This window comes from Natronoarchaeum mannanilyticum (genome assembly GCF_039522665.1).
In the GTDB taxonomy this organism is placed as follows: Archaea; Halobacteriota; Halobacteria; order Halobacteriales; family Natronoarchaeaceae; genus Natronoarchaeum; species Natronoarchaeum mannanilyticum.
Genome location: NZ_BAAADV010000007.1, coordinates 151,230 through 168,559, shown reverse-complemented (window position 1 = coordinate 168,559; position 17,330 = coordinate 151,230). Strand labels below are relative to the sequence as shown.

At 62.7% G+C, this 17,330-nt stretch carries 16 protein-coding genes; 8 read left to right on the top strand and 8 right to left on the bottom strand.

Annotated elements, in window-relative coordinates; genetic code table 11:
- Complete coding sequence (locus ABDZ81_RS13935; RefSeq protein WP_343774610.1) at positions 1–201, top strand: dodecin; 201 nt, start codon at positions 1–3, stop codon at positions 199–201.
- Here ABDZ81_RS13935 and ABDZ81_RS13930 read toward each other — a convergent pair whose 3' ends face one another.
- Both ABDZ81_RS13930 and ABDZ81_RS13925 read right to left on the bottom strand, forming a co-directional pair.
- Positions 202–570 carry a HesB/IscA family protein gene (locus ABDZ81_RS13930; protein WP_343774609.1) on the bottom strand — a complete coding sequence of 123 codons (369 nt, stop codon included), beginning with the start codon at positions 568–570 and terminating at the stop codon, positions 202–204.
- Between the two features lie 65 nt (positions 571–635).
- Positions 636–1,838 (bottom strand): PQQ-binding-like beta-propeller repeat protein, encoded by a 1,203-nt coding sequence (locus ABDZ81_RS13925; protein ID WP_343774608.1) that lies wholly within the window; start codon positions 1,836–1,838, stop codon positions 636–638.
- Positions 1,839–1,952: 114 nt separating this feature from the next.
- Between ABDZ81_RS13925 and ABDZ81_RS13920 the strand changes: the two genes are divergently transcribed.
- Complete coding sequence (locus ABDZ81_RS13920) at positions 1,953–2,087, top strand: hypothetical protein (RefSeq protein ID WP_343774607.1); 135 nt, start codon at positions 1,953–1,955, stop codon at positions 2,085–2,087.
- Between the two features lies 1 nt (position 2,088).
- On the opposite strand, the gene hisD is transcribed toward ABDZ81_RS13920, so the two are convergent.
- The gene (hisD, locus tag ABDZ81_RS13915) at positions 2,089–3,363 is read right to left on the bottom strand and encodes a histidinol dehydrogenase (protein ID WP_343774606.1); all 1,275 of its coding nucleotides are present in this window, start codon (positions 3,361–3,363) and stop codon (positions 2,089–2,091) included.
- A 178-nt stretch (positions 3,364–3,541) separates the two neighbouring features.
- On the opposite strand from hisD, the gene katG reads away from it, so the two are divergent.
- Together katG and ABDZ81_RS13905 are read left to right on the top strand one after the other, a co-directional pair.
- Positions 3,542–5,668, top strand: coding sequence for a catalase/peroxidase HPI (gene katG, locus ABDZ81_RS13910; RefSeq protein ID WP_343774605.1), 2,127 nt, complete (start codon positions 3,542–3,544; stop codon positions 5,666–5,668).
- Between the two features lie 253 nt (positions 5,669–5,921).
- Positions 5,922–6,959 carry a right-handed parallel beta-helix repeat-containing protein gene (locus tag ABDZ81_RS13905; protein ID WP_343774604.1) on the top strand — a complete coding sequence of 346 codons (1,038 nt, stop codon included), beginning with the start codon at positions 5,922–5,924 and terminating at the stop codon, positions 6,957–6,959.
- A 303-nt stretch (positions 6,960–7,262) separates the two neighbouring features.
- Here ABDZ81_RS13905 and ABDZ81_RS13900 read toward each other — a convergent pair whose 3' ends face one another.
- Positions 7,263–8,054, bottom strand: a complete 792-nt coding sequence (locus ABDZ81_RS13900) for a hypothetical protein (RefSeq protein ID WP_343774603.1) — start codon at positions 8,052–8,054, stop codon at positions 7,263–7,265.
- A 118-nt stretch (positions 8,055–8,172) separates the two neighbouring features.
- On the opposite strand from ABDZ81_RS13900, the gene ABDZ81_RS13895 reads away from it, so the two are divergent.
- A complete protein-coding gene (locus ABDZ81_RS13895) occupies positions 8,173–8,709 on the top strand; it encodes a hypothetical protein (RefSeq protein ID WP_343774602.1) in 537 nt (178 codons plus the stop codon).
- A gap of 106 nt (positions 8,710–8,815) precedes the next feature.
- Entirely contained in the window at positions 8,816–10,207 is a 1,392-nt protein-coding gene (locus tag ABDZ81_RS13890) for a hypothetical protein (RefSeq protein WP_343774601.1), read from the top strand.
- 19 nt (positions 10,208–10,226) lie between these two features.
- On the opposite strand, the gene ABDZ81_RS13885 is transcribed toward ABDZ81_RS13890, so the two are convergent.
- The 3 genes from ABDZ81_RS13885 to ABDZ81_RS13875 all read right to left on the bottom strand — a co-directional run bounded on the left by ABDZ81_RS13885 (position 10,227) and on the right by ABDZ81_RS13875 (position 12,811).
- The gene (locus ABDZ81_RS13885) at positions 10,227–10,817 is read right to left on the bottom strand and encodes a hypothetical protein (RefSeq protein ID WP_343774600.1); all 591 of its coding nucleotides are present in this window, start codon (positions 10,815–10,817) and stop codon (positions 10,227–10,229) included.
- Positions 10,818–11,215: 398 nt separating this feature from the next.
- On the bottom strand, positions 11,216–11,428 hold the full coding sequence (locus ABDZ81_RS13880; protein ID WP_343774599.1) for a hypothetical protein: 213 nt from the start codon (positions 11,426–11,428) through the stop codon (positions 11,216–11,218).
- Positions 11,429–11,440: 12 nt separating this feature from the next.
- Positions 11,441–12,811: an NAD(P)/FAD-dependent oxidoreductase gene (locus tag ABDZ81_RS13875; RefSeq protein WP_343774598.1), complete on the bottom strand. Its 1,371-nt coding sequence runs from the start codon at positions 12,809–12,811 to the stop codon at positions 11,441–11,443.
- Between the two features lie 144 nt (positions 12,812–12,955).
- Between ABDZ81_RS13875 and ABDZ81_RS13870 the strand changes: the two genes are divergently transcribed.
- The gene (locus ABDZ81_RS13870; RefSeq protein WP_343774597.1) at positions 12,956–13,765 is read left to right on the top strand and encodes an enoyl-CoA hydratase/isomerase family protein; all 810 of its coding nucleotides are present in this window, start codon (positions 12,956–12,958) and stop codon (positions 13,763–13,765) included.
- Between the two features lies 1 nt (position 13,766).
- Here ABDZ81_RS13870 and ABDZ81_RS13865 read toward each other — a convergent pair whose 3' ends face one another.
- Complete coding sequence (locus ABDZ81_RS13865) at positions 13,767–15,695, bottom strand: cbb3-type cytochrome c oxidase subunit I (RefSeq protein ID WP_343774596.1); 1,929 nt, start codon at positions 15,693–15,695, stop codon at positions 13,767–13,769.
- A gap of 187 nt (positions 15,696–15,882) precedes the next feature.
- Between ABDZ81_RS13865 and ABDZ81_RS13860 the strand changes: the two genes are divergently transcribed.
- Positions 15,883–16,848, top strand: coding sequence for a D-2-hydroxyacid dehydrogenase (locus tag ABDZ81_RS13860; protein ID WP_343774595.1), 966 nt, complete (start codon positions 15,883–15,885; stop codon positions 16,846–16,848).
- Positions 16,849–17,330 lie beyond the last annotated feature (482 nt).

Sequence of the window (17,330 nt, the reverse complement as noted above, 5' to 3'; positions counted from 1 at the left end):
ATGGTTTTCAAGAAGATCACGCTGATCGGAACGAGCACGGAGAGCTTCGAGGACGCGGCCGACGACGCGCTCGACCGGGCCGAGGACACGCTGGACAACATCCACTGGGCCGAGGTCGACGAGCTCGGCGTCGAGATCGCGTCGGCGGAAAACAGGGAGTACCAGGCCGAGGTCGTGGTCGCGTTCCAGCTCGAGGAGTGACTACGTCCGGAACGACTCGCCGCAGCCGCACTCGCTGACGACGTTGGGGTTCTCGACGTGGAACCCCTCCGCCTGCAGACCCTCCTCGAAGTCGACGACGCTGCCCTCCACGTAGTTCATGCTGGCGGGATCGACGAACACGCGCAGCCCGTGGTGCTCGTAGATGGTGTCGTCCTCGTCGGGTTCGCCGTCGAAGCGCATCCCGTAGGAGAGCCCCGCGCAGCCGCCCTGCTGGACGAACAGGCGAAGCCCGGCCTCGTCGGTGTCCATCTCCTCCTGTTCGAGCAGCCCCAGCGCACGCTCGGCGGCCGCCTCGGTGATCTCGATCGACGGCTGGGTCTCCCCGCCGGACGCGGCGTCAGTACTCATGGGTACGTGTAGTGCGGTCACGTAGATAACAGTGACGCCGCCGAGCGTACCTGCCGGGACCCGGTTTATCGCAGACACCGGACCGTCCCAGACGCGTCGGCGACGAGGAGTCGCTCACCTGCGGGGACGACGGCCCGCGTCGACCCGTCGACGGTCGTCTCCCAGACGATCCGGCCCGTCCCCGGATCGATCGCCAGCACGGCGCCGTCGGCGCTACACGTGAACGCCAGTTCGCCCGCACCGACCGGGGGCGCTATCTGAGCATTTCTATTGATCGACCACTCCGTCTCGCCGTCGTCGAGATCGACGCCGACCAGTTCGTACTCCTGGTTATCGCCGTGGTGGTAGATCCGGACGACGCCGACGTCGTCGATCGGTACGGGCGAGGTGAGTCCGTTGCCGGTCGGTCCGTTCCAGCGGTGGGAGAGCCCCGAACGGGAGAACGCAGCGCCGGTGATCTCCTCGAAGGGATCGACGTGGCCGCCGACGTACACGCTGTCGTCGGTCACGACAGGATGAGTCACGAACGGCGGCCCGTGCGACCGGTCTCGCTCGGTTCGGCGCGGCGTCGCCTCGCGAACCGCGTTCCAGCCTTCGCGCGATCGGTACGCGGCCAACGGGCCCGGCCCGCCGACGTACAGCGTGTTGTCGGCCACCGCCGGGTGGACCTTGCCGCTCCCGCCGACGTTTAGCCGCCACGCGACAGTGCCGTCCCGTGCGTCGTGTGCGACGAGTTGACCGTGTGTTCCTACGAGAGCGGCGTCACCGACGACGAGCAGGTCGTGAACGTCAGTTGAGCCGCCCTCCGAGAACGTCCAGTGAGTCCGGCCGTCCGCCGCGTCCAGCGCGACGAGCCCGCCCCCATGAATAATGCTAACACAGTACAGGACGCCGTCCCGATAGCAGAGATGCTCCGCGGGGGCGTCGGCGTCCCACAGCCGGCTGCCGTCCGCAAGATCGACGGCAGCGATGCGGAAGTCGCCGCCGAGAAACGCCGTCCCGTCTCCGACGACGAGCGCGGTGACGCCCTCGTTCGGCGCGCTCTCGACTTCGGCCGTCCACTCGACCGACGGCTCGCCGGTCGGCGGGTTCATCTCCGGCGCCGCCGCGGTTCGGGCGGAGTCGCGGCGTTCGGCGGGCCACGCGTCGGGGGCGGGCTCCCACGCGTCGAACGTCGGCGCGGGACCGGCGAGCAGTTCGACGCCGACGCCGCCGACGACCGTCGCCGCGCCGGCTCCGAGCAACCGGCGTCGCGTCAGGGTGGGCATTATCCGCATCTCATACCGGCGGCAAAAATGCGTTTCGAGACTGTCGGCGCCGCCGCCGGGCAGCCCGGCCGAGCGCCGACGCGCTCATGCTCGTCGGGCGGTGATACTCGTCCGATGACGGTCGTCGTGGACATCGCCTGCCCGACCTGCGAGCGGGTGCACACGGTGAGAAAAATCGCGATCGGCAGGTATCGGTGCGAGGACTGCGACGAGGAGTTCGGTCGGGACGACGTCGTCCCCGCTCGATGAATTACTCGTCGTCCAGACGCCGCCGGACGCTCTCGGCGTGGGCTTCCAGTCCTTCGGCGTCCGCGAGTGTCGTGATCGTGTCGCCGAGATCGTCCAGCGCGTCGCGATCGAGGCGCTGGACGGTCGTCGACCGGACGAACGTGTCGACCGAGAGCCCGCCGGTCAGCTTCGCGCCGCCGCCGGTCGGCAGGACGTGGTTGGTGCCGCTGGCGTAGTCGCCGGCGGCGACGGGCGTGTACGGGCCGAGGAACGCGCTGCCCGCGCTCTCGATCCGGTCGAGAATCGACTCGTCGTCTTCGGCGACGATCGAGAGGTGTTCCGGGGCGTACGCCTCCGCGAACGAGATCGCCTCGCTCATCGAGCGGGCGTGGAAGACGCCGCTGGCGTCTGAGTCGAGCGCGCCGCGGATCACGTCCTCGCGCTCGCGACCGTCGGCCTGCCGATCGACGGCGTCGGCGATCTCGTCCGCGAGGTCGGCGTCGTCGGTGACGGCGACGACCGAGGCGTTCTCGTCGTGCTCGGCCTGCGCGACCAGGTCGGCGGCGACGTACTCGGGATCGGCGGTGTCGTCGGCGACGACGAGGATCTCGCTCGGCCCGGCGAGGAAGTCAATGTCGACGTCGCCGCGAACCTCGGCCTTGGCGGCGGTCACCCAGCGGTTGCCCGGGCCGACGATCTTCTGGACGCGGTTGACCGACTCGGTGCCGTAGGCCAGCGCGCCGACCGCCTGCGCGCCCCCGACGCTGTAGACGGTGTCGGCGCCCGCGGCGTGGATCGCCGCCAGCGTCGCGGGGTTGATCTGCTCGGCCGGCGGCGTCGCGACGGCGACCTGCTCGACGCCCGCGACCTTCGCCGGGACGACGCCCATGATCGCGCTGGAGGGGTAGGCCGCGGTGCCGCCGGGCGCGTACACGCCGACGCGCTGGATCGGTCGGAACCGTCGACCGAGCTCGCGCCCGTCGAACGACTCGCGCCAGTCCTCGGGCACCTGCGCCTCGTGGAACTCGCGGACGTTCGCGACGGCCGCGTCGATCGCCTCGCGGAGCTCGTCATCGATTTCGTCGTAGGCGCGCTCGGCCTCGTCGGTGATCTCTAAGCTCCCGACCTGGACGTCGTCGAACTTCTTGCAGAACTCTCTGACTGCCACGTCGCCCTCCTCGCGGACCCGGTCGACGATCTCGCGGACATCCTCGCGCACCGCGGCGACGCCGGCGTCGCGATCGAACAGCGCTGACCGGTCGTCCGGGCCGAGGTCGGCGACTGCGCTCTGGTTCATACCGGTAGGTGGGAACGGCGCGAACAAACCGTTTCTGGATCGGCGAGGCGAAGGGCGAACGATCGGAAATTCCACTGGCCGCTACGGCACATTATTCTACCGTTACCGAGAACCCTCATTCGCGATTCCACAGGTTTTTTTGGGAGTAGCGGAAAGTAGCGGTCGAGTGAAATAGCAAATGACGAAGACCAACCAAGACTGGTGGCCGAACCAGTTGAACCTGGAGATTCTCGATCAGAACGCCGCTAACGTCGGTCCGTACGACGAGGACTTCGATTACGCGGAGGAGTTCCAGAAGCTCGACCTCGAGGAGGTGAAAGCCGACCTTAAGGACCTGATGACCTCGTCCCAGGACTGGTGGCCGGCCGACTACGGCCACTACGGGCCGCTGTTCATCCGGATGGCGTGGCACAGCGCCGGCACCTACCGCACCGTCGACGGCCGCGGCGGGGCGTCCGGCGGCACCCAGCGCTTCGCGCCGCTGAACAGCTGGCCCGACAACGGGAACCTCGACAAGGCGCGCCGACTGCTGGAGCCGATCAAGCAGAAGTACGGCCGCAAGCTCTCGTGGGCCGACCTGATCGTGCTCGCCGGGAACACCGCCCTCGAGTCGATGGGCATGCAGACGCTCGGCTGGGCCGGCGGGCGCGAGGACGAGTACGAGCCCGACGAGGCCGTCTACTGGGGCCCCGAGAACGAGTGGGAAGCGCCTCAGGACGAGCGCTTCGACGAGGACGACGAGCTCGACGAGCCGCTCGGCGCCACCGTGATGGGCCTCATCTACGTCGACCCCGAGGGGCCGGACGGCGATCCGGACCCGCTCAAGTCCGCCAAGCGCATCCGCCAGGCGTTCGGCCGCATGGCGATGAACGACGAGGAGACCGCCGCCCTCATCGCCGGCGGACACACGTTCGGCAAGTCCCACGGCGCCGAGAGCGACGGCATGGGTCCCGAACCTGAAGCCGCCCCCATCGAGGAGCAGGGTCTCGGCTGGCCCGACTCCGGCAAGGGGTCCGACACGACCACCAGCGGCATCGAGGGTGCCTGGAACCAGTGGCCGACGATGTGGGACACGTCCTATCTCGACAACCTGCTCGATTACGAGTGGGAGCTGACCGAGAGCCCCGCCGGCGCGAAGCAGTGGGAGCCGGTCGACGAGGAAGCGAAGGACACCGTCCCGGACGCCCACGACCCCTCGGAGAAGCACTCCCCCATGATGATGACGACGGACCTCGCGCTCAAGCGGGATCCGGAGTTCCGGGAGACGATCGAGACCTTCCGCGAGAACCCGCCGGAGTTCCTGCGGGCCTTCGCGAGCGCGTGGTTCAAGCTCATCCACCGCGACATGGGCCCCGAGGAGCGGTTCCTCGGCCCTGACGCCCCCGACGAGACGTTCATCTGGCAGGACCCGCTCCCCGACGCCGACTACGACCTGATCGGCGAGGAGGAGGTCGACGAGCTCAAGGAAGAGATCCTCGACTCGGAGCTATCGACCTCGCAGCTGGTCAAGACCGCCTGGGCGGCGGCGTCGACGTACCGCGACAGCGACAAGCGCGGCGGCGCCAACGGCGCCCGCATCCGGCTGGAGCCCCAGCGTAGCTGGGAGGTCAACGAGCCGGCCGAACTGGAGACCGTGCTGGAGACCTACGAGGAGATCCAGGCCGAGTTCAACGACTCGCGCTCGGACGACGTTCGCGTCTCGATCGCCGACCTGATCGTGCTGGGCGGCAACGCCGCCGTTGAGTCGGCTGCGGCCGACGCCGGCTACGACGTGACGGTTCCGTTCGAGCCGGGCCGGACGGACGCCACGCAGGACCAGACCGACGTCGAGTCCTTCGAGGCGCTCAAGCCGGAAGTCGACGGATTCCGCAACTACTTCGGCGGCGAGTACGACGGCCCCGCCGAGGAGCTGCTGGTCGACCACGCCGACCTGCTCGACCTGACGCCCTCGGAGATGACGGTGCTGGTCGGCGGGCTGCGCACCTTGGGCGCGAACTATCAGGACTCCGACCTCGGCGTCTTCACCGACGAGCGCGAGACGCTGTCCAACGACTTCTTCGTCAACCTGCTCTCGATGGACTACGAGTGGGAGCAGGCAGACGGCTCGGAGGAACTGTACGAGCTACGCGATCGCGAGACGGGCGAGGTCGAGTGGGAAGCGAGTCGCGTAGACCTCATCTTCGGCTCGAACTCCCGGCTTCGAACGCTGGCCGACGTCTACGCGAGCGAGGAGGAGAAGTTCGTCGAGGACTTCGTGGACACCTGGCACAAGGTCATGAGCCACGACCGGTTCGACCTGGAGTAAGCGCCCTCGATACTTCTCGTTCGACGGCCACGTGCGGCGCCTCACTTCTGTCGTCTCTTTCCGAATGCAACCGGCCGTAACTAGTGAGATCACCTGCTGCCAGCCGTCAACGGACTGAAGCCGGCCGACAAACGTCTTGGAATATTCATAAAGCGATGGAAACGCCTCAGCCTGTAGTATATTACAAACATGACTAGCAACTAATTACTTCAGCCGATCAGTCGCCGTGGTATATGCACTCGTCGAAAATACCATGAATCGTAGAACGTTCGTCGGCACGGCCGTCGGCCTCGCCGGGTTCGGAACGCTCGGAACGGGGTCCGCCGTGCAGAACGGGAACGGCCGGGGGAACAGCAACGGTAACGGGAGAGGAAACGGTGACGGAGGGCTTGTCAACGCCGAAGAGACAGGTAGCGGCGCTATCGTCGCAACCGACGACGGTTTCGTGATCTCCGACCAGGAGATTACAGTCGATAATGGAGTCGGTTACGATGGCGGAGAGGGTGCGTACATCATCTACAACGACGGCTACGACGGCGAGATCTCGAACAACGAGATCTCAGTCGACGAGGTTCCAGAGAGTCCGACGTTCGGAATCAGAGTTGAGGGTGGTGACGTTGACGTGAGGTCGAACACCGTGGACGGGGACGATGCACTCGGCAAACAGTTCCTATCAATAGGCGTCGCCGACGGTGCTACCGGTCGGGCCGAAGACAATACACTGAACGGAGGCCACCGAGTCGGAATTCTCGCTGAGGGGAGCGGAACGGACATCTCGATACGGAGCAACGACGTAACCGGCCTGGGCCCAAAATCCGACGGATGGGCCGAGAACGGGATCCAAATTAGCGGCGATGCGACCGGAGACGTGCGCGACAACACCGTCGAAGACCACTGGTGGGACTTGGATAACTTTCAGTCATCCGGGATCATCCTCTATCAGCCAGGGGACAGCATCAACATCCAGCGAAACGAGGTTAGAAACAACGACGCCGGCATCGCCCTGTGGGGCGGCGACAGGCACAATGCGATCCACAACGCTGTCGAGGTCAGCGAGGCCGATCCCGGCGAGAACGGCGTCGCCCACTACGGAGTCCTCGTGCTAGATACTGAGAACACCGGTGTCCGGCAGAACACGATTTCCGCTACTGACGGGGACATTGGCATCCTCGTGTACTCGTCCGCGGAGAACACTAAACTGATCGGCAACGACGTCTCGGGATTCGACGAACTGATCGTGGATCAGGGGGCCGACACCAAGCTCCCGAATCCGTTCGATCCAAACTCCTGAGCGGGTGAGAAGCACAACGAAGCGTCGACTACTCTGTGCCGCCTGCGCAGTTTTTTGCTCCGAAATGACGCGGTTACGATGGGATAGCATCAGGTGAGACTCCGCACTCGAGCCGATCCGCGCTCTTGTGAGTATTATGTGAAAGTGTATCGCCCGGGATTATCCTCTATTATCGATAAATACCAAAATTCTGGTAGTTGGCGCACAATATGCCATACACAGGATTCATACAAATAATCGATCAACCCTCCAATCCACGATACAACATTTTAATTATGTTTCAAGAGCTCGTTCTTGGGTTGGTCAGAGGAAACCGACAAGAGTCACGATGATCCAAAGAATGGCCAGATAGAGAGTTAGGAGGAGAGAGAACGTCTGGAACAATGGAATGAGAATCTCTTTGAGATGCTCCTTGGATGCTCTACCGTATTCCGGCGGATGATAGGTTACGTTCAGGGTTTTCGGTAGCGCGTCAATTATACCATCAGCATGCCCCGCTCCGACAACCGCAAGTACCGTATCATTCTCCTCAGCCGCATCAGCGATTTTCTGAGCCATAACCTCGTCCCGATTCTGATCGCCTGAGTTGAACTCCATATTGTAGAACCTGAGAAGAAGAACCGGCACAGAGAAGCTCACGGCCAAGAAACCAGCACCAGCGAGATAGTCCCCCGTTATTAGTCCGACAATCACGCTACTCGGTAGGAGAAGGAAATACAACGAGGCGGAAATCACTCTCATCGTTAAGGGGGCATTCCGTAGTACCTCCGCGTCACTCTCCCGCGTGAAGTACACATTAGCACCTTGTAGCTCAGCGAAGTCGACGAGAATTTCCTTCGAAACATAGAGTGGGCTCAGAATATAGAACATCCCCGCTATCGCCTGTTGGAACCAGCCCTCAGTAACCCCATAGTCGCCAGTGTTCTCTGTTCCTTCCAAAACGAGAGCATCAATACCATCCTTCATCAACTCCCGTTCTTTGTCGTGGTCTCCGCGACTACTGTGAATCTCCCCTTTCAGGTGGACTACTGACTCTGATTCTGTACTACTATCCTCCTCGATCGTGCCAGTCTTTTTGACAGTGGCTCGACTCATTGCGTATGTTAACTGACGTGCCAGGGAATTATAGGGGCAAGAGGATGACCGCAAAAAGACATCCAAAATCTGTGTCTGTAACCGGACAGAGCCAGTGTCCGCAAGGGGACATCGACCAATGAGCTTGGAAAGTGAGGATTCTGAGGCCATATCTGATCTTGATGCGAGTCTAAAAACACAGGACAAACCGATTATTGATGCGTTCTCGTATGCGGAGCACCAAGTCCTTCTAACGACGGAAGTATCTGAGAGAGTCGATTTGAGCGACCGACAGGTACGTAGACGACTGAAAGACCTTGCGAGCCGAGATATTCTGGGGACTCGAAAGCCTGGACGAGATCGACTCTGGTGGCTCAAACAGGATGTAAGGGAACCGATTACCGCTCAGTATCCACTTCTTCGTTTCGCTCGAGATCGTACCAGCGTTCAGTTGTTACTGGTCGGTCTTGGTGTTGGGATAGTAGCCTTGGTTCTTGTTCCGATAGCCTCACTTGCTTATGCATATACCGTTTCTCCTCCTCTGATTACAAGAGAAATGTTACTTGAAGGGGGATTACTTGCAAGTATGCTGGCCAGTGGCTTTCTTATCGCCGCCGTAGTGGCCGCCGTGACTGGCTGGTTGGGTCGACGTGTCGGTATTAAATCACCCCGATAGACAGTCGTTTTGCTGGATTTGCCGCTATAATGATTTACGCCCACAAACCCGACACCTGTCGATATGACCAAACGACTAAGCAAATTCACGAGACAGAATTATAGTAATGAGACGGATTCTGGTCAAGGGCCCTGATTGCTCCATAGCTGACACACATGTCGATTGGGACGAATCAGATAATATTAAAAATCATACACATGCGTTCATCGACCTGATGGATCTTCAGTTACATGCTCATGAATTTGCCCACCCCTACTTTGGCTGGGAAGAATCAGTGACATTCCCGGACCGGCGTGATCTTGTTCAATTTATCGGGGCGGGGAATGACGTCGTAATCAGACTACCTGAGGAACTTTCACCGTATTTCAAAGGAGAAGACCACGACGGGAACGATGAGAAGTATCAAGCAAACCTACTCTCATGGCTCCCATTTGGAATAGATGCCAGTGATGACGAAAATGGTGACTTGATTGAGCTTGTTGATGATGAGTGGGATTGGTATTTCGGGAACCAATTTAATTGGGAAATTGTAATCAATGACATCGGACAACTACAAACATTTACTTGGGACCCATATCTTGACCCTCGACCGAGAAAAGGGGGGCCAAAAGCACTGAGAAGTCCGACTAAGGGAGAGTATGGTCCACACTTTGATTTTTGGCGAATCGCCGTGGACAATGTCAACCGTGCTATTGCCGCTGAGGTCCGCCTAATAGATGAGAGCGAGGACCAAGTTTCGCCCGGTGCGGTATACCTCGTTCCAGAAAAGAAAAGCCAAGACTTTGATGGTTTTGTCAGACAGACACTAACTCACCTATTTGAATTTGATCTTGACTCTGTTCCGGGATGGGTTGACAGTTATGAACTACCCAATCATAACAAGGTAGAACAGGAGATCAACGATATTGAGAGTCAGATTTCATCACTTGAAGATACAATAAGAAACTCAAGAGAGTTTCGTACGATCCTATTTGACACAGGAGATTCACTTGAAGACACAGTAAGGGGAGTACTTCGACATATGGGATTAAGTGTAGACCCAGAGAAATCTGGCCACCGTGATGGCGGAATTCCGCTTGATTCGGAAACGTATATTCTTGAGATAACAGGAACAGATGGGGGAGTCAGCCACGGGAAAATTTCCCAACTTGATCGTCATCTCAGTGACGCCGAGAGTGAAGGCTATGGGACAAATCGAACTGGGCTACTGATCGTCAATCATGATCGTAAGAGCGATCCGGAGGATCGTCGTCTGAATACTGAAAACTTCACTGATGAACTTGATGAAAGGGGATTCAAGTTACTAACAACAGTTGAGCTTTACAAAATGCTGTGTGCTTACGAGCGGAATGAACTGACAACAGAGGATGTGATAGACATCATCTCTACCGAAGACAACATCATTCAATTTGATGATGACCTGACTGAGACAACCACAAACGTTCTGTCAAGAGTGGATAATGTAAAAAGACTACTCTCCGGGCTTTTTCAAGACTAAGGAACTACCTCAATTCAGTTTAAATTGACTCAGGGTTGACCATTCTTGTCTCACAAAATTTCTCAAATGCATTTCTATGGTTCAGTTTTGCCTTTTGTCCGTATGTGTCTCGATCAACGAACCCACCCAGATCAAGTAAACGAGTGTAGTGCGAAACAGCACTATACTCCATATCCGCCTCTCTGGCTACTTCCGCTAAATCGACAAACAGCGACATCCCATCGTCCTCTCTCGCATTTTCGGACAAGACTTTGAGGATACGAGCTTGGGCACGCCTGGTTAGTTTAGATGCTTGAATGAGAGTGTCAACTGGCTCCTCCTGGGAAATCGAAATCTCTCTGATCTCGCTCTGGTACTCATCGAGCTTCTGGTTCAGCTTCGCGATCTCCTCCGCATACTCTGGATCATCTCCATATTGTTCCTCAAAGGCTTCCATCCCGAGTTCGACGAGCTCGGCCACACCTTCGGTCCACTTTGGCCCACCATCTGACCGTTCGAGAGCCATCTCCTCGATGATGAACTCAGCCAGCTCCTCCTTTGTCACGTCAACCTTGTGTGACGGCCCGAAGTAGACTTCTACCCGGCGATCATCGTAATCACGCGGAGGCATCGAACACGCACCTCCTGAGATTATCGATAATGTCGTTAGTATTCATCCCGATACTCAGCTCATTTTGGTTATAAACGAATTGTGCCGTATACGGCCAATAGAAGCCGGGATACGCGATTTTATACCGGTAAATGAGTGGTTGTCGCCCGGAACACTAACGACCGGTATCATCCGCGGGCGGCAGGCCCTGTCAACCGGGAAACCCTCGTGCCGGGCGGGTCGAGCGACGCTCGACCAGGTCAGCAACTGCGTGTCGCGCACCCGGGTTCTCCGCGCTGTCATCGCGTCCTGGCGGACGTGCTCGGGCGGGGACTGAGGTACGCAGTCGGACGTAGGCGAGGGGGCCAAAAAAGGGCGTCGCCACGAGCACCGACGGCGTCGTTACCGCCACTTCGGCGTCACTCCTCGATCGCGACGACGCCGAGTTTCCAGAGCACGCCGAACGCGAACAGGCCGACCGCGATCGCAAAGCCCGAGAGAAACAGCGGCGCCGCGAGCGTTCGCGCGAGATCGTAGCCGATCGCGAGCCGCGAAAACCCCATCGTCACGAAGCCGCCGACCACCAGGATCGCGGACAGGCCGACCAGTTTCGTCAGCGTGGTGGCCCGCATCTCGATCGACGCCTACAGCTGGTACTCGGACTCCCGGAGCTGGACGTATTTGCCGTCCCGGTAGCCGAACTTCCGCCACTTGTACTCGCCGACGACCTTCAGCCCCGCGAGTCCCGACCGGAGCTGCCAGCGCAGCAGCCGATCGTCTTCGGGCGCGAGCAGGTCGTTGGCGACGCCGAAAGTCCGGTCCCAGTCCGCCGGGCCGTACTCCGCGACGATGTCCGCGAACGTGACGTTCCGCAGGAGCTCGTCGCCGATGGCGTCCTTCCAGGCGTCGTTGTAGCGCCGGAGCTCGTCGTTGGCGGCGAGTTCGCCGGCGATCCGCCCCGATCGAACGGCGACGTGGTAGCCGCCCTCGTGGAACGCCGAAGTCGTACCCATCGCGCCGCCGGCGACCGCGATGCCGGCGCGGGTCGGCGAGTCGATCGGGCGCGTCGAGGAGATGGCGTACGTCTCGGTGCCGCCGCGCTTGCCGCGATCCTCGACGAGCGGGAAGTCTTCCTCGATGTCGTACCGGTCCCCGTACTCGCGTTCTAGCAGGCGTCGGATGTACTCGCTTCCCGACGGGATGCCGTCGTCCTCGGGCTCCAGCAGGGCGTAGTCATCGCGGTTCTCGACCTCGTCGATGTCCATCCCGATCGGCATCGTCAGCCCGATGCGGGCGACGTTGCCGTCGTTCGGGAACACCCAGGGGTAGGCCGTTTCGCCGGGCATGTACCCCCACCAGAACTTGAGTCGGTCGTCCTCGAACACGTCCTCTGGCACCTCGCGGTGTTCCTGATAGGCGATGTGGTTGGCGTGGGTCGTCCCGACGTAGTCGGTGACGTCGGCGTCGTCGGGCAGGAACCGATCGAGCACGCGATTGGTGACCTGGCGCTGGGGGCCGTCCGCGAGCACGAGATACTTCGCGCCGATGTCCTCGCCGTCGCGCAGACCGAGGACGTGGCGCGGGTCGCCCGAGAGGTCGGTCTCCACGTCGGTGACGCTGACGCCGACGCGGTAGTCGGCGCCCGCGCTCTCGGCTTCCTCGCGGAGCCAGTCGTCCATCCGGGCGCGCTGGAACGTGAACCCGAACCCGTCGTAGCTCGACGCCATCCCGGTGGTGTCGAGCGAGACGGACTCGTTCGGGCCGACGAAGTCCGTGCCCGACAGCTCCCGGAGGATCGCCTCGTCGGGGATGCGCTCGTAGTCGATGTCCATGATGTCGACCCAGTAGTCGAGCATCCCCGCTGCGTCCGTCGAGTCCGGACCGAGTCCGTCGCGATCCTCGCGGGGGACGCCCTTCTCCAGTACCACCGCGCTGGCGCCGCCCTTGGCGGCCTCCCAGCCGGCACACGTCCCCGCGGGACCGCCACCGACGACGGCCACGTCGTACCGCTCCATACACCGAAGGGTCCATGCCAGCGATATTAATGTCCCGATAGCTTGCGGTCGTTCGTCGACGCGTCAGTTCCGGCGGCCCCCGAGTGACGGGAATCCCGTCGATCCGCGCTAGATTATTTCAGGGTGGGCCGCGCAGGTACCCGCATGGAATCCGACAGCTTCGAGGCCGGCAGCGAGCACGTCGAGGTCGAGCGCGAGGGCGCGGTGGGCTACATCCGGATGGATCGGCCCGACGCGTACAACGCGCTGAGCGAGGCGATGGCCGGGGACCTGCGCGACGCCGTCATCGAACTCGCCGACTCGGACGACGACGTGCGCTGTGTCGTGCTGACCGGCGCCGACGACTGGTTCAACACCGGCGCCGACCTGACGGACCTGGAGGGCGACGAGTCCGACGGCCGGCGGCTGCGCGCGCTGGCGTCGCGGCTTCACACGGCGATCCGGCACATGGCGACTGCGCCCAAGCCGGTGATCGCCGGCGTCAACGGCACCGCGGCCGGCGCGGGCTTCGGCCTCGCGATGGCCGCCGACCTCGTCGTCGTCTCGGAGGACGCCCGCTTCGAGTACGCCTACCCGCGGCTCGGACTGTCGGGCGACGGCGGCATCACGTACCTCCTGCCGGAACTCGTCGGCCACCGGCGCGCCCGCGAGATCGCGCTGCTCGACGCGCCGATCGACGCCGAGCGCGCCGTCGACTACGGGCTGGCGACCGAGGTCGTCCCGGTGAGTTCGCTGGACGACCGGCTCGCGGAACTCGCCGACGAGTTGGCTTCGGGCCCGACGCGCGCCTTCGGCGCCACCAAGCGCCTCATGGCGAACAGCCACGGGCGGACGTTCGAGGAGCACCTGGAGGCGGAGGCCGACACGATCGCGCGCCTCGCGGGGACCGACGACTACGCGCGCGGCCACGAGGCGTTCTTCGGCGACGAGGAGCCCGACTTTCAGGGCGAGTAGGCTAGTTTTCGTCGGCGTCTCGGTCAGCTTCGCGCGCTTCGGCGTCCGCGTCGGTCGATAGCGGATCTTCGTCGGGCGATGCCGTCGTCGCATCGGCGTCCGCCGGTGCCTGTGCGTCAGCGTCTGACGTAACCTCTGCATCGGCATCCTGTTCAGTCCCGCCGTCGTACGCGATCGCGTGCCCGCCGCCGGACATCGGCATCCGGTTCTCGCGGAACCAGTCCCACTCGCGGGTCTTCATCCCCGTCTCGTCGAGGTCCCAGGGGTCGTCGTCGTCGACGATGGGCCCCTCGAACGCCGAAGAGATGAAGTTGTACGCCCAGACGAGCTGGCCGACGAACAACACCAGCGCCCCCAGCGTCGCGATCTGGTTGAGGTTGATGAACAGCTCCTGGGGCCCGACCGGCACGTCGTAGTTGGCGTACTTGCGGGGCATCCCGGCGTAGCCCAGCAGGACCAGCGCGAAGAACACGACGTTCGTCCCGACCATCGAGAGCCAGAAGTGCCACTTCGCCAGGCGCTGCTGGTACATCCGCCCGGTCACGAGCGGGAACCAGTAGTAGAACCCGGCGAAGAACGCGAAGCCGATGGCGCCCATCACGATGTAGTGGAAGTGCCCGACCACGTAGTGGGTTTCGTGGAGGATCAGGTTGACGGGCACCGCGGCGAGGAACACGCCGGTGACGCCGCCGATGATGAAGTTCGAGATGAAGCCGATGCAGAACAGCATCGGCGCAGTCAACGTGATCGATCCGCTCCATATCGTCGTGATCCAGTTGAACACCTTCACCGCGCTCGGGATGGCGATCGCCAGCGAGACGGCCATGAAGGCGCCCTCCATCCGCGGGTCCATGCCGGAGGCGAACATGTGGTGGGCCCAGACGCCGAAGGAGAGGACGCCGATCGCGAGCGTCGAGTAGACGACGAACTTGAACCCGAACAGTTTCCGGCCCGCGAAGCGGGGCAGGACGTAGCTGATGATCCCCATCGGCGGCAACACCAGGATGTACACTTCGGGGTGGCCGAAGAACCAGAACAGGTGCTGCCACAGAATGGGGCCGCCGCCCTCGGGAGCGAAGAACAGCGTCCCGAAGTTCCGGTCGGAGAGTAGCATCAACAGGGCGCTGCCCAGCAGCGGGAACGCGAAGACGATGAGCGCCGACTGGGTGAGGATCGTCCACGAGAAGATATCGAGGTTGTGCCACCCCACGTCCTCGCCGCGCTCGGTGAAGATGGTCGCGATGAAGTTGATCGCCCCCATCGTCGCCGAGATCCCCGAGAGGTGCAGCCCCAGCATCATCATGTCGGCGCCGGGATTAACCACCCCCGTAGGGCCGGCGGGCGTCCCCTGGGCCGTGCTCGAGGTTGACAGCGGCGGGTACATCGTCCAGGACGTCTGGGCCGGCGCGACGTTCTCCACGATCGGCCAGAGGAAGAAGCCGCCCCAGATCAGCACCGCGCTCACCGGCAGCAGCCAGAACGCGATGGCGTTGATCCGCGGGAACGCCATGTCGTTCGCGCCGATGAACAGCGGGATGAAGTAGTTCGCGAACGCGGCGATAAAGGGCGTCCCGAACAGGAATAGCATCGTGATGCCGTGGTTCGTCAGCAGGGCGTTGTACGTCGCGGCGGCGATGATCGTCTCGCCGGGCTGGAGCAGCTCCAGGCGCATCACGACGACCATCAGGCCGCCGACGACGAACGCCGTCACCGAGAACAGCCCGTAGAGGATCCCGATATCCTTGTGGTCGACCGTCGTCAACCAGCGCATCAGGCCGCCGGGCTTCTCCGCGGTTTCGCGGCGATCCTCCTCGACCGCGCCGCCGCCGACGGTCGACGGTCGCCAGTCCGATTGCCGTCCGAGCCACGCGGCGACGCCCACGAGAAAGAGTCCCATAAGGACGGTCAGGACTACCTGGCCAGCTACCATACGTACCTATGCTCGTCGCGAGTTATCAACGACAGGGGTGCCTCTCGGACGCGCTGACCTGTCTCGACGCCGATCCGGATCGGATGCGCCGATCGCCGTCGACGCCGACGTCCGTCGCCGGCCGCCGATACCAGCAGCGTTCGCCCCCGGACCCGGACTTATGTCGCCGTCTACCGATCACGAGCACATGAGCGATCACGACGTGCTCGTGTTACGGAAAGGAACCCACGGAATTCCCGTCGAGGAGTACGCCGACGCGCTCCGCACACGATTGCCCGACAGCGACGTCACGCTCGCGCGGACGCCGGAAGCCGAGCGCGAGGAGATCGAAGACGCCCGGATCGTGACGGGGATGGTACTGGACGAGGAACTGCTCGATCGGGCCCAGAACATGGAACTGTTCGCCTGCGCGTACGCCGGCGTCGGCCACCTGCCGCTCGACCGCTTGCGCGAACACGGCGTCACGGTGACCAACGCCTCGGGCGTCCACGGCCCGAACATGGGCGAGCACGTGCTGGGCAACATCTTGACCTTTACCCGCCGGTTCAACGAGGGGTTCCGCCGCCAGCGCCGCAACGAGTGGCGCCACTACAAGGCTCACGAACTGCACGACGGCACAGTGACGGTCGTCGGCCTCGGCGCGATCGGGCAGGCCGTCGTCGAGCGCCTGGAGGGGTTCGACGTCGAGACGATCGGCGTCCGGTACACGCCCGAGAAGGGCGGCCCGACGGACGAGGTGATCGGCTTCGACGACGACGCCCTCCACGGGGCCCTCGCGCGCACCGACTATCTGGTACTCGCCTGTCCGCTGACCGACGAGACGCGGGGGCTGATCGGCAGCGAGGAGTTCGTCACGCTCCCGCCCGAGGCCGTGCTCGTCAACGTCGCCCGCGGCCCCGTGGTCGACACCGACGACCTCCTGACAGCGCTGCGCTCGGGCTGGATCCGCGGCGCCGCGCTGGACGTGACCGATCCCGAACCGCTGCCCCGGGACCACCCGCTGTGGGATCTCGGAAACGTCCAGATCACGCCCCACCACGCCGGCCACACGCCCGACTACTACGAGCGCCTCGCCGACATCGTCGCCGGAAACGTCCGACAGATCGCCGAAACGGGCGAGTACGACGGACTGGAGAACGAAGTGTCGCTGTAGCCGTTCAGATCGTCGAACTTCTTCGCCGTCACGCGGCGAGGTAGACCAGCAGCGCGCCGACGGACCCCGGCATCGCCGCGAACGCGTAGAGCGCGGCCGCATTCTCGGTCCCGCGCCCGACGACGAGCACCGCGGCCAGTCCCAGAAAGACGGCGGCCGCGCCGATCAGTGCGGCGCGCTCGGCGGCCGGAGGCGGTTCCTCGCTCGCGCCTGGGTCCTCTGGAACCGCGGCGACCGCGGCATCGGCGACTGACAGCGGAACGATGACCAGCCTCGGACTGCCGAGATCGTTCGGCCCGGCGTACGACAGCCGGAGGACGGCGTGGCTTCCCAGATCGATCCGCCGGACCTCGGCGACGGCGTCCAGATCGGTCTCGGCGTCACCGACGACGAGCGTCCCCGCCGCGGCGTCGAGAGCCCGTCGCTCGACACGCTCGCCGTTACGATTCAGAAAAGTGTCAAGATAGCGGTGTCCGGATGGC

What these genes read in the sequence shown, in the direction of transcription:
- ABDZ81_RS13885 (WP_343774600.1), bottom strand. Translation starts at nt 10,817, where the DNA reads ATGCCTCCGCGTGATTACGATGATCGCCGGGTAGAAGTCTACTTCGGG.
- katG (WP_343774605.1), top strand. Translation starts at nt 3,542, where the DNA reads ATGACGAAGACCAACCAAGACTGGTGGCCGAACCAGTTGAACCTGGAG.
- ABDZ81_RS13920 (WP_343774607.1), top strand. Translation starts at nt 1,953, where the DNA reads ATGACGGTCGTCGTGGACATCGCCTGCCCGACCTGCGAGCGGGTGCAC.
- ABDZ81_RS13870 (WP_343774597.1), top strand. Translation starts at nt 12,956, where the DNA reads ATGGAATCCGACAGCTTCGAGGCCGGCAGCGAGCACGTCGAGGTCGAG.
- ABDZ81_RS13865 (WP_343774596.1), bottom strand. Translation starts at nt 15,695, where the DNA reads ATGGTAGCTGGCCAGGTAGTCCTGACCGTCCTTATGGGACTCTTTCTC.
- ABDZ81_RS13890 (WP_343774601.1), top strand. Translation starts at nt 8,816, where the DNA reads ATGAGACGGATTCTGGTCAAGGGCCCTGATTGCTCCATAGCTGACACA.
- ABDZ81_RS13860 (WP_343774595.1), top strand. Translation starts at nt 15,883, where the DNA reads ATGAGCGATCACGACGTGCTCGTGTTACGGAAAGGAACCCACGGAATT.
- ABDZ81_RS13925 (WP_343774608.1), bottom strand. Translation starts at nt 1,838, where the DNA reads ATGCCCACCCTGACGCGACGCCGGTTGCTCGGAGCCGGCGCGGCGACG.
- hisD (WP_343774606.1), bottom strand. Translation starts at nt 3,363, where the DNA reads ATGAACCAGAGCGCAGTCGCCGACCTCGGCCCGGACGACCGGTCAGCG.
- ABDZ81_RS13905 (WP_343774604.1), top strand. Translation starts at nt 5,922, where the DNA reads ATGAATCGTAGAACGTTCGTCGGCACGGCCGTCGGCCTCGCCGGGTTC.
- ABDZ81_RS13895 (WP_343774602.1), top strand. Translation starts at nt 8,173, where the DNA reads ATGAGCTTGGAAAGTGAGGATTCTGAGGCCATATCTGATCTTGATGCG.
- ABDZ81_RS13935 (WP_343774610.1), top strand. Translation starts at nt 1, where the DNA reads ATGGTTTTCAAGAAGATCACGCTGATCGGAACGAGCACGGAGAGCTTC.
- ABDZ81_RS13880 (WP_343774599.1), bottom strand. Translation starts at nt 11,428, where the DNA reads ATGCGGGCCACCACGCTGACGAAACTGGTCGGCCTGTCCGCGATCCTG.
- ABDZ81_RS13930 (WP_343774609.1), bottom strand. Translation starts at nt 570, where the DNA reads ATGAGTACTGACGCCGCGTCCGGCGGGGAGACCCAGCCGTCGATCGAG.
- ABDZ81_RS13875 (WP_343774598.1), bottom strand. Translation starts at nt 12,811, where the DNA reads ATGGAGCGGTACGACGTGGCCGTCGTCGGTGGCGGTCCCGCGGGGACG.
- ABDZ81_RS13900 (WP_343774603.1), bottom strand. Translation starts at nt 8,054, where the DNA reads ATGAGTCGAGCCACTGTCAAAAAGACTGGCACGATCGAGGAGGATAGT.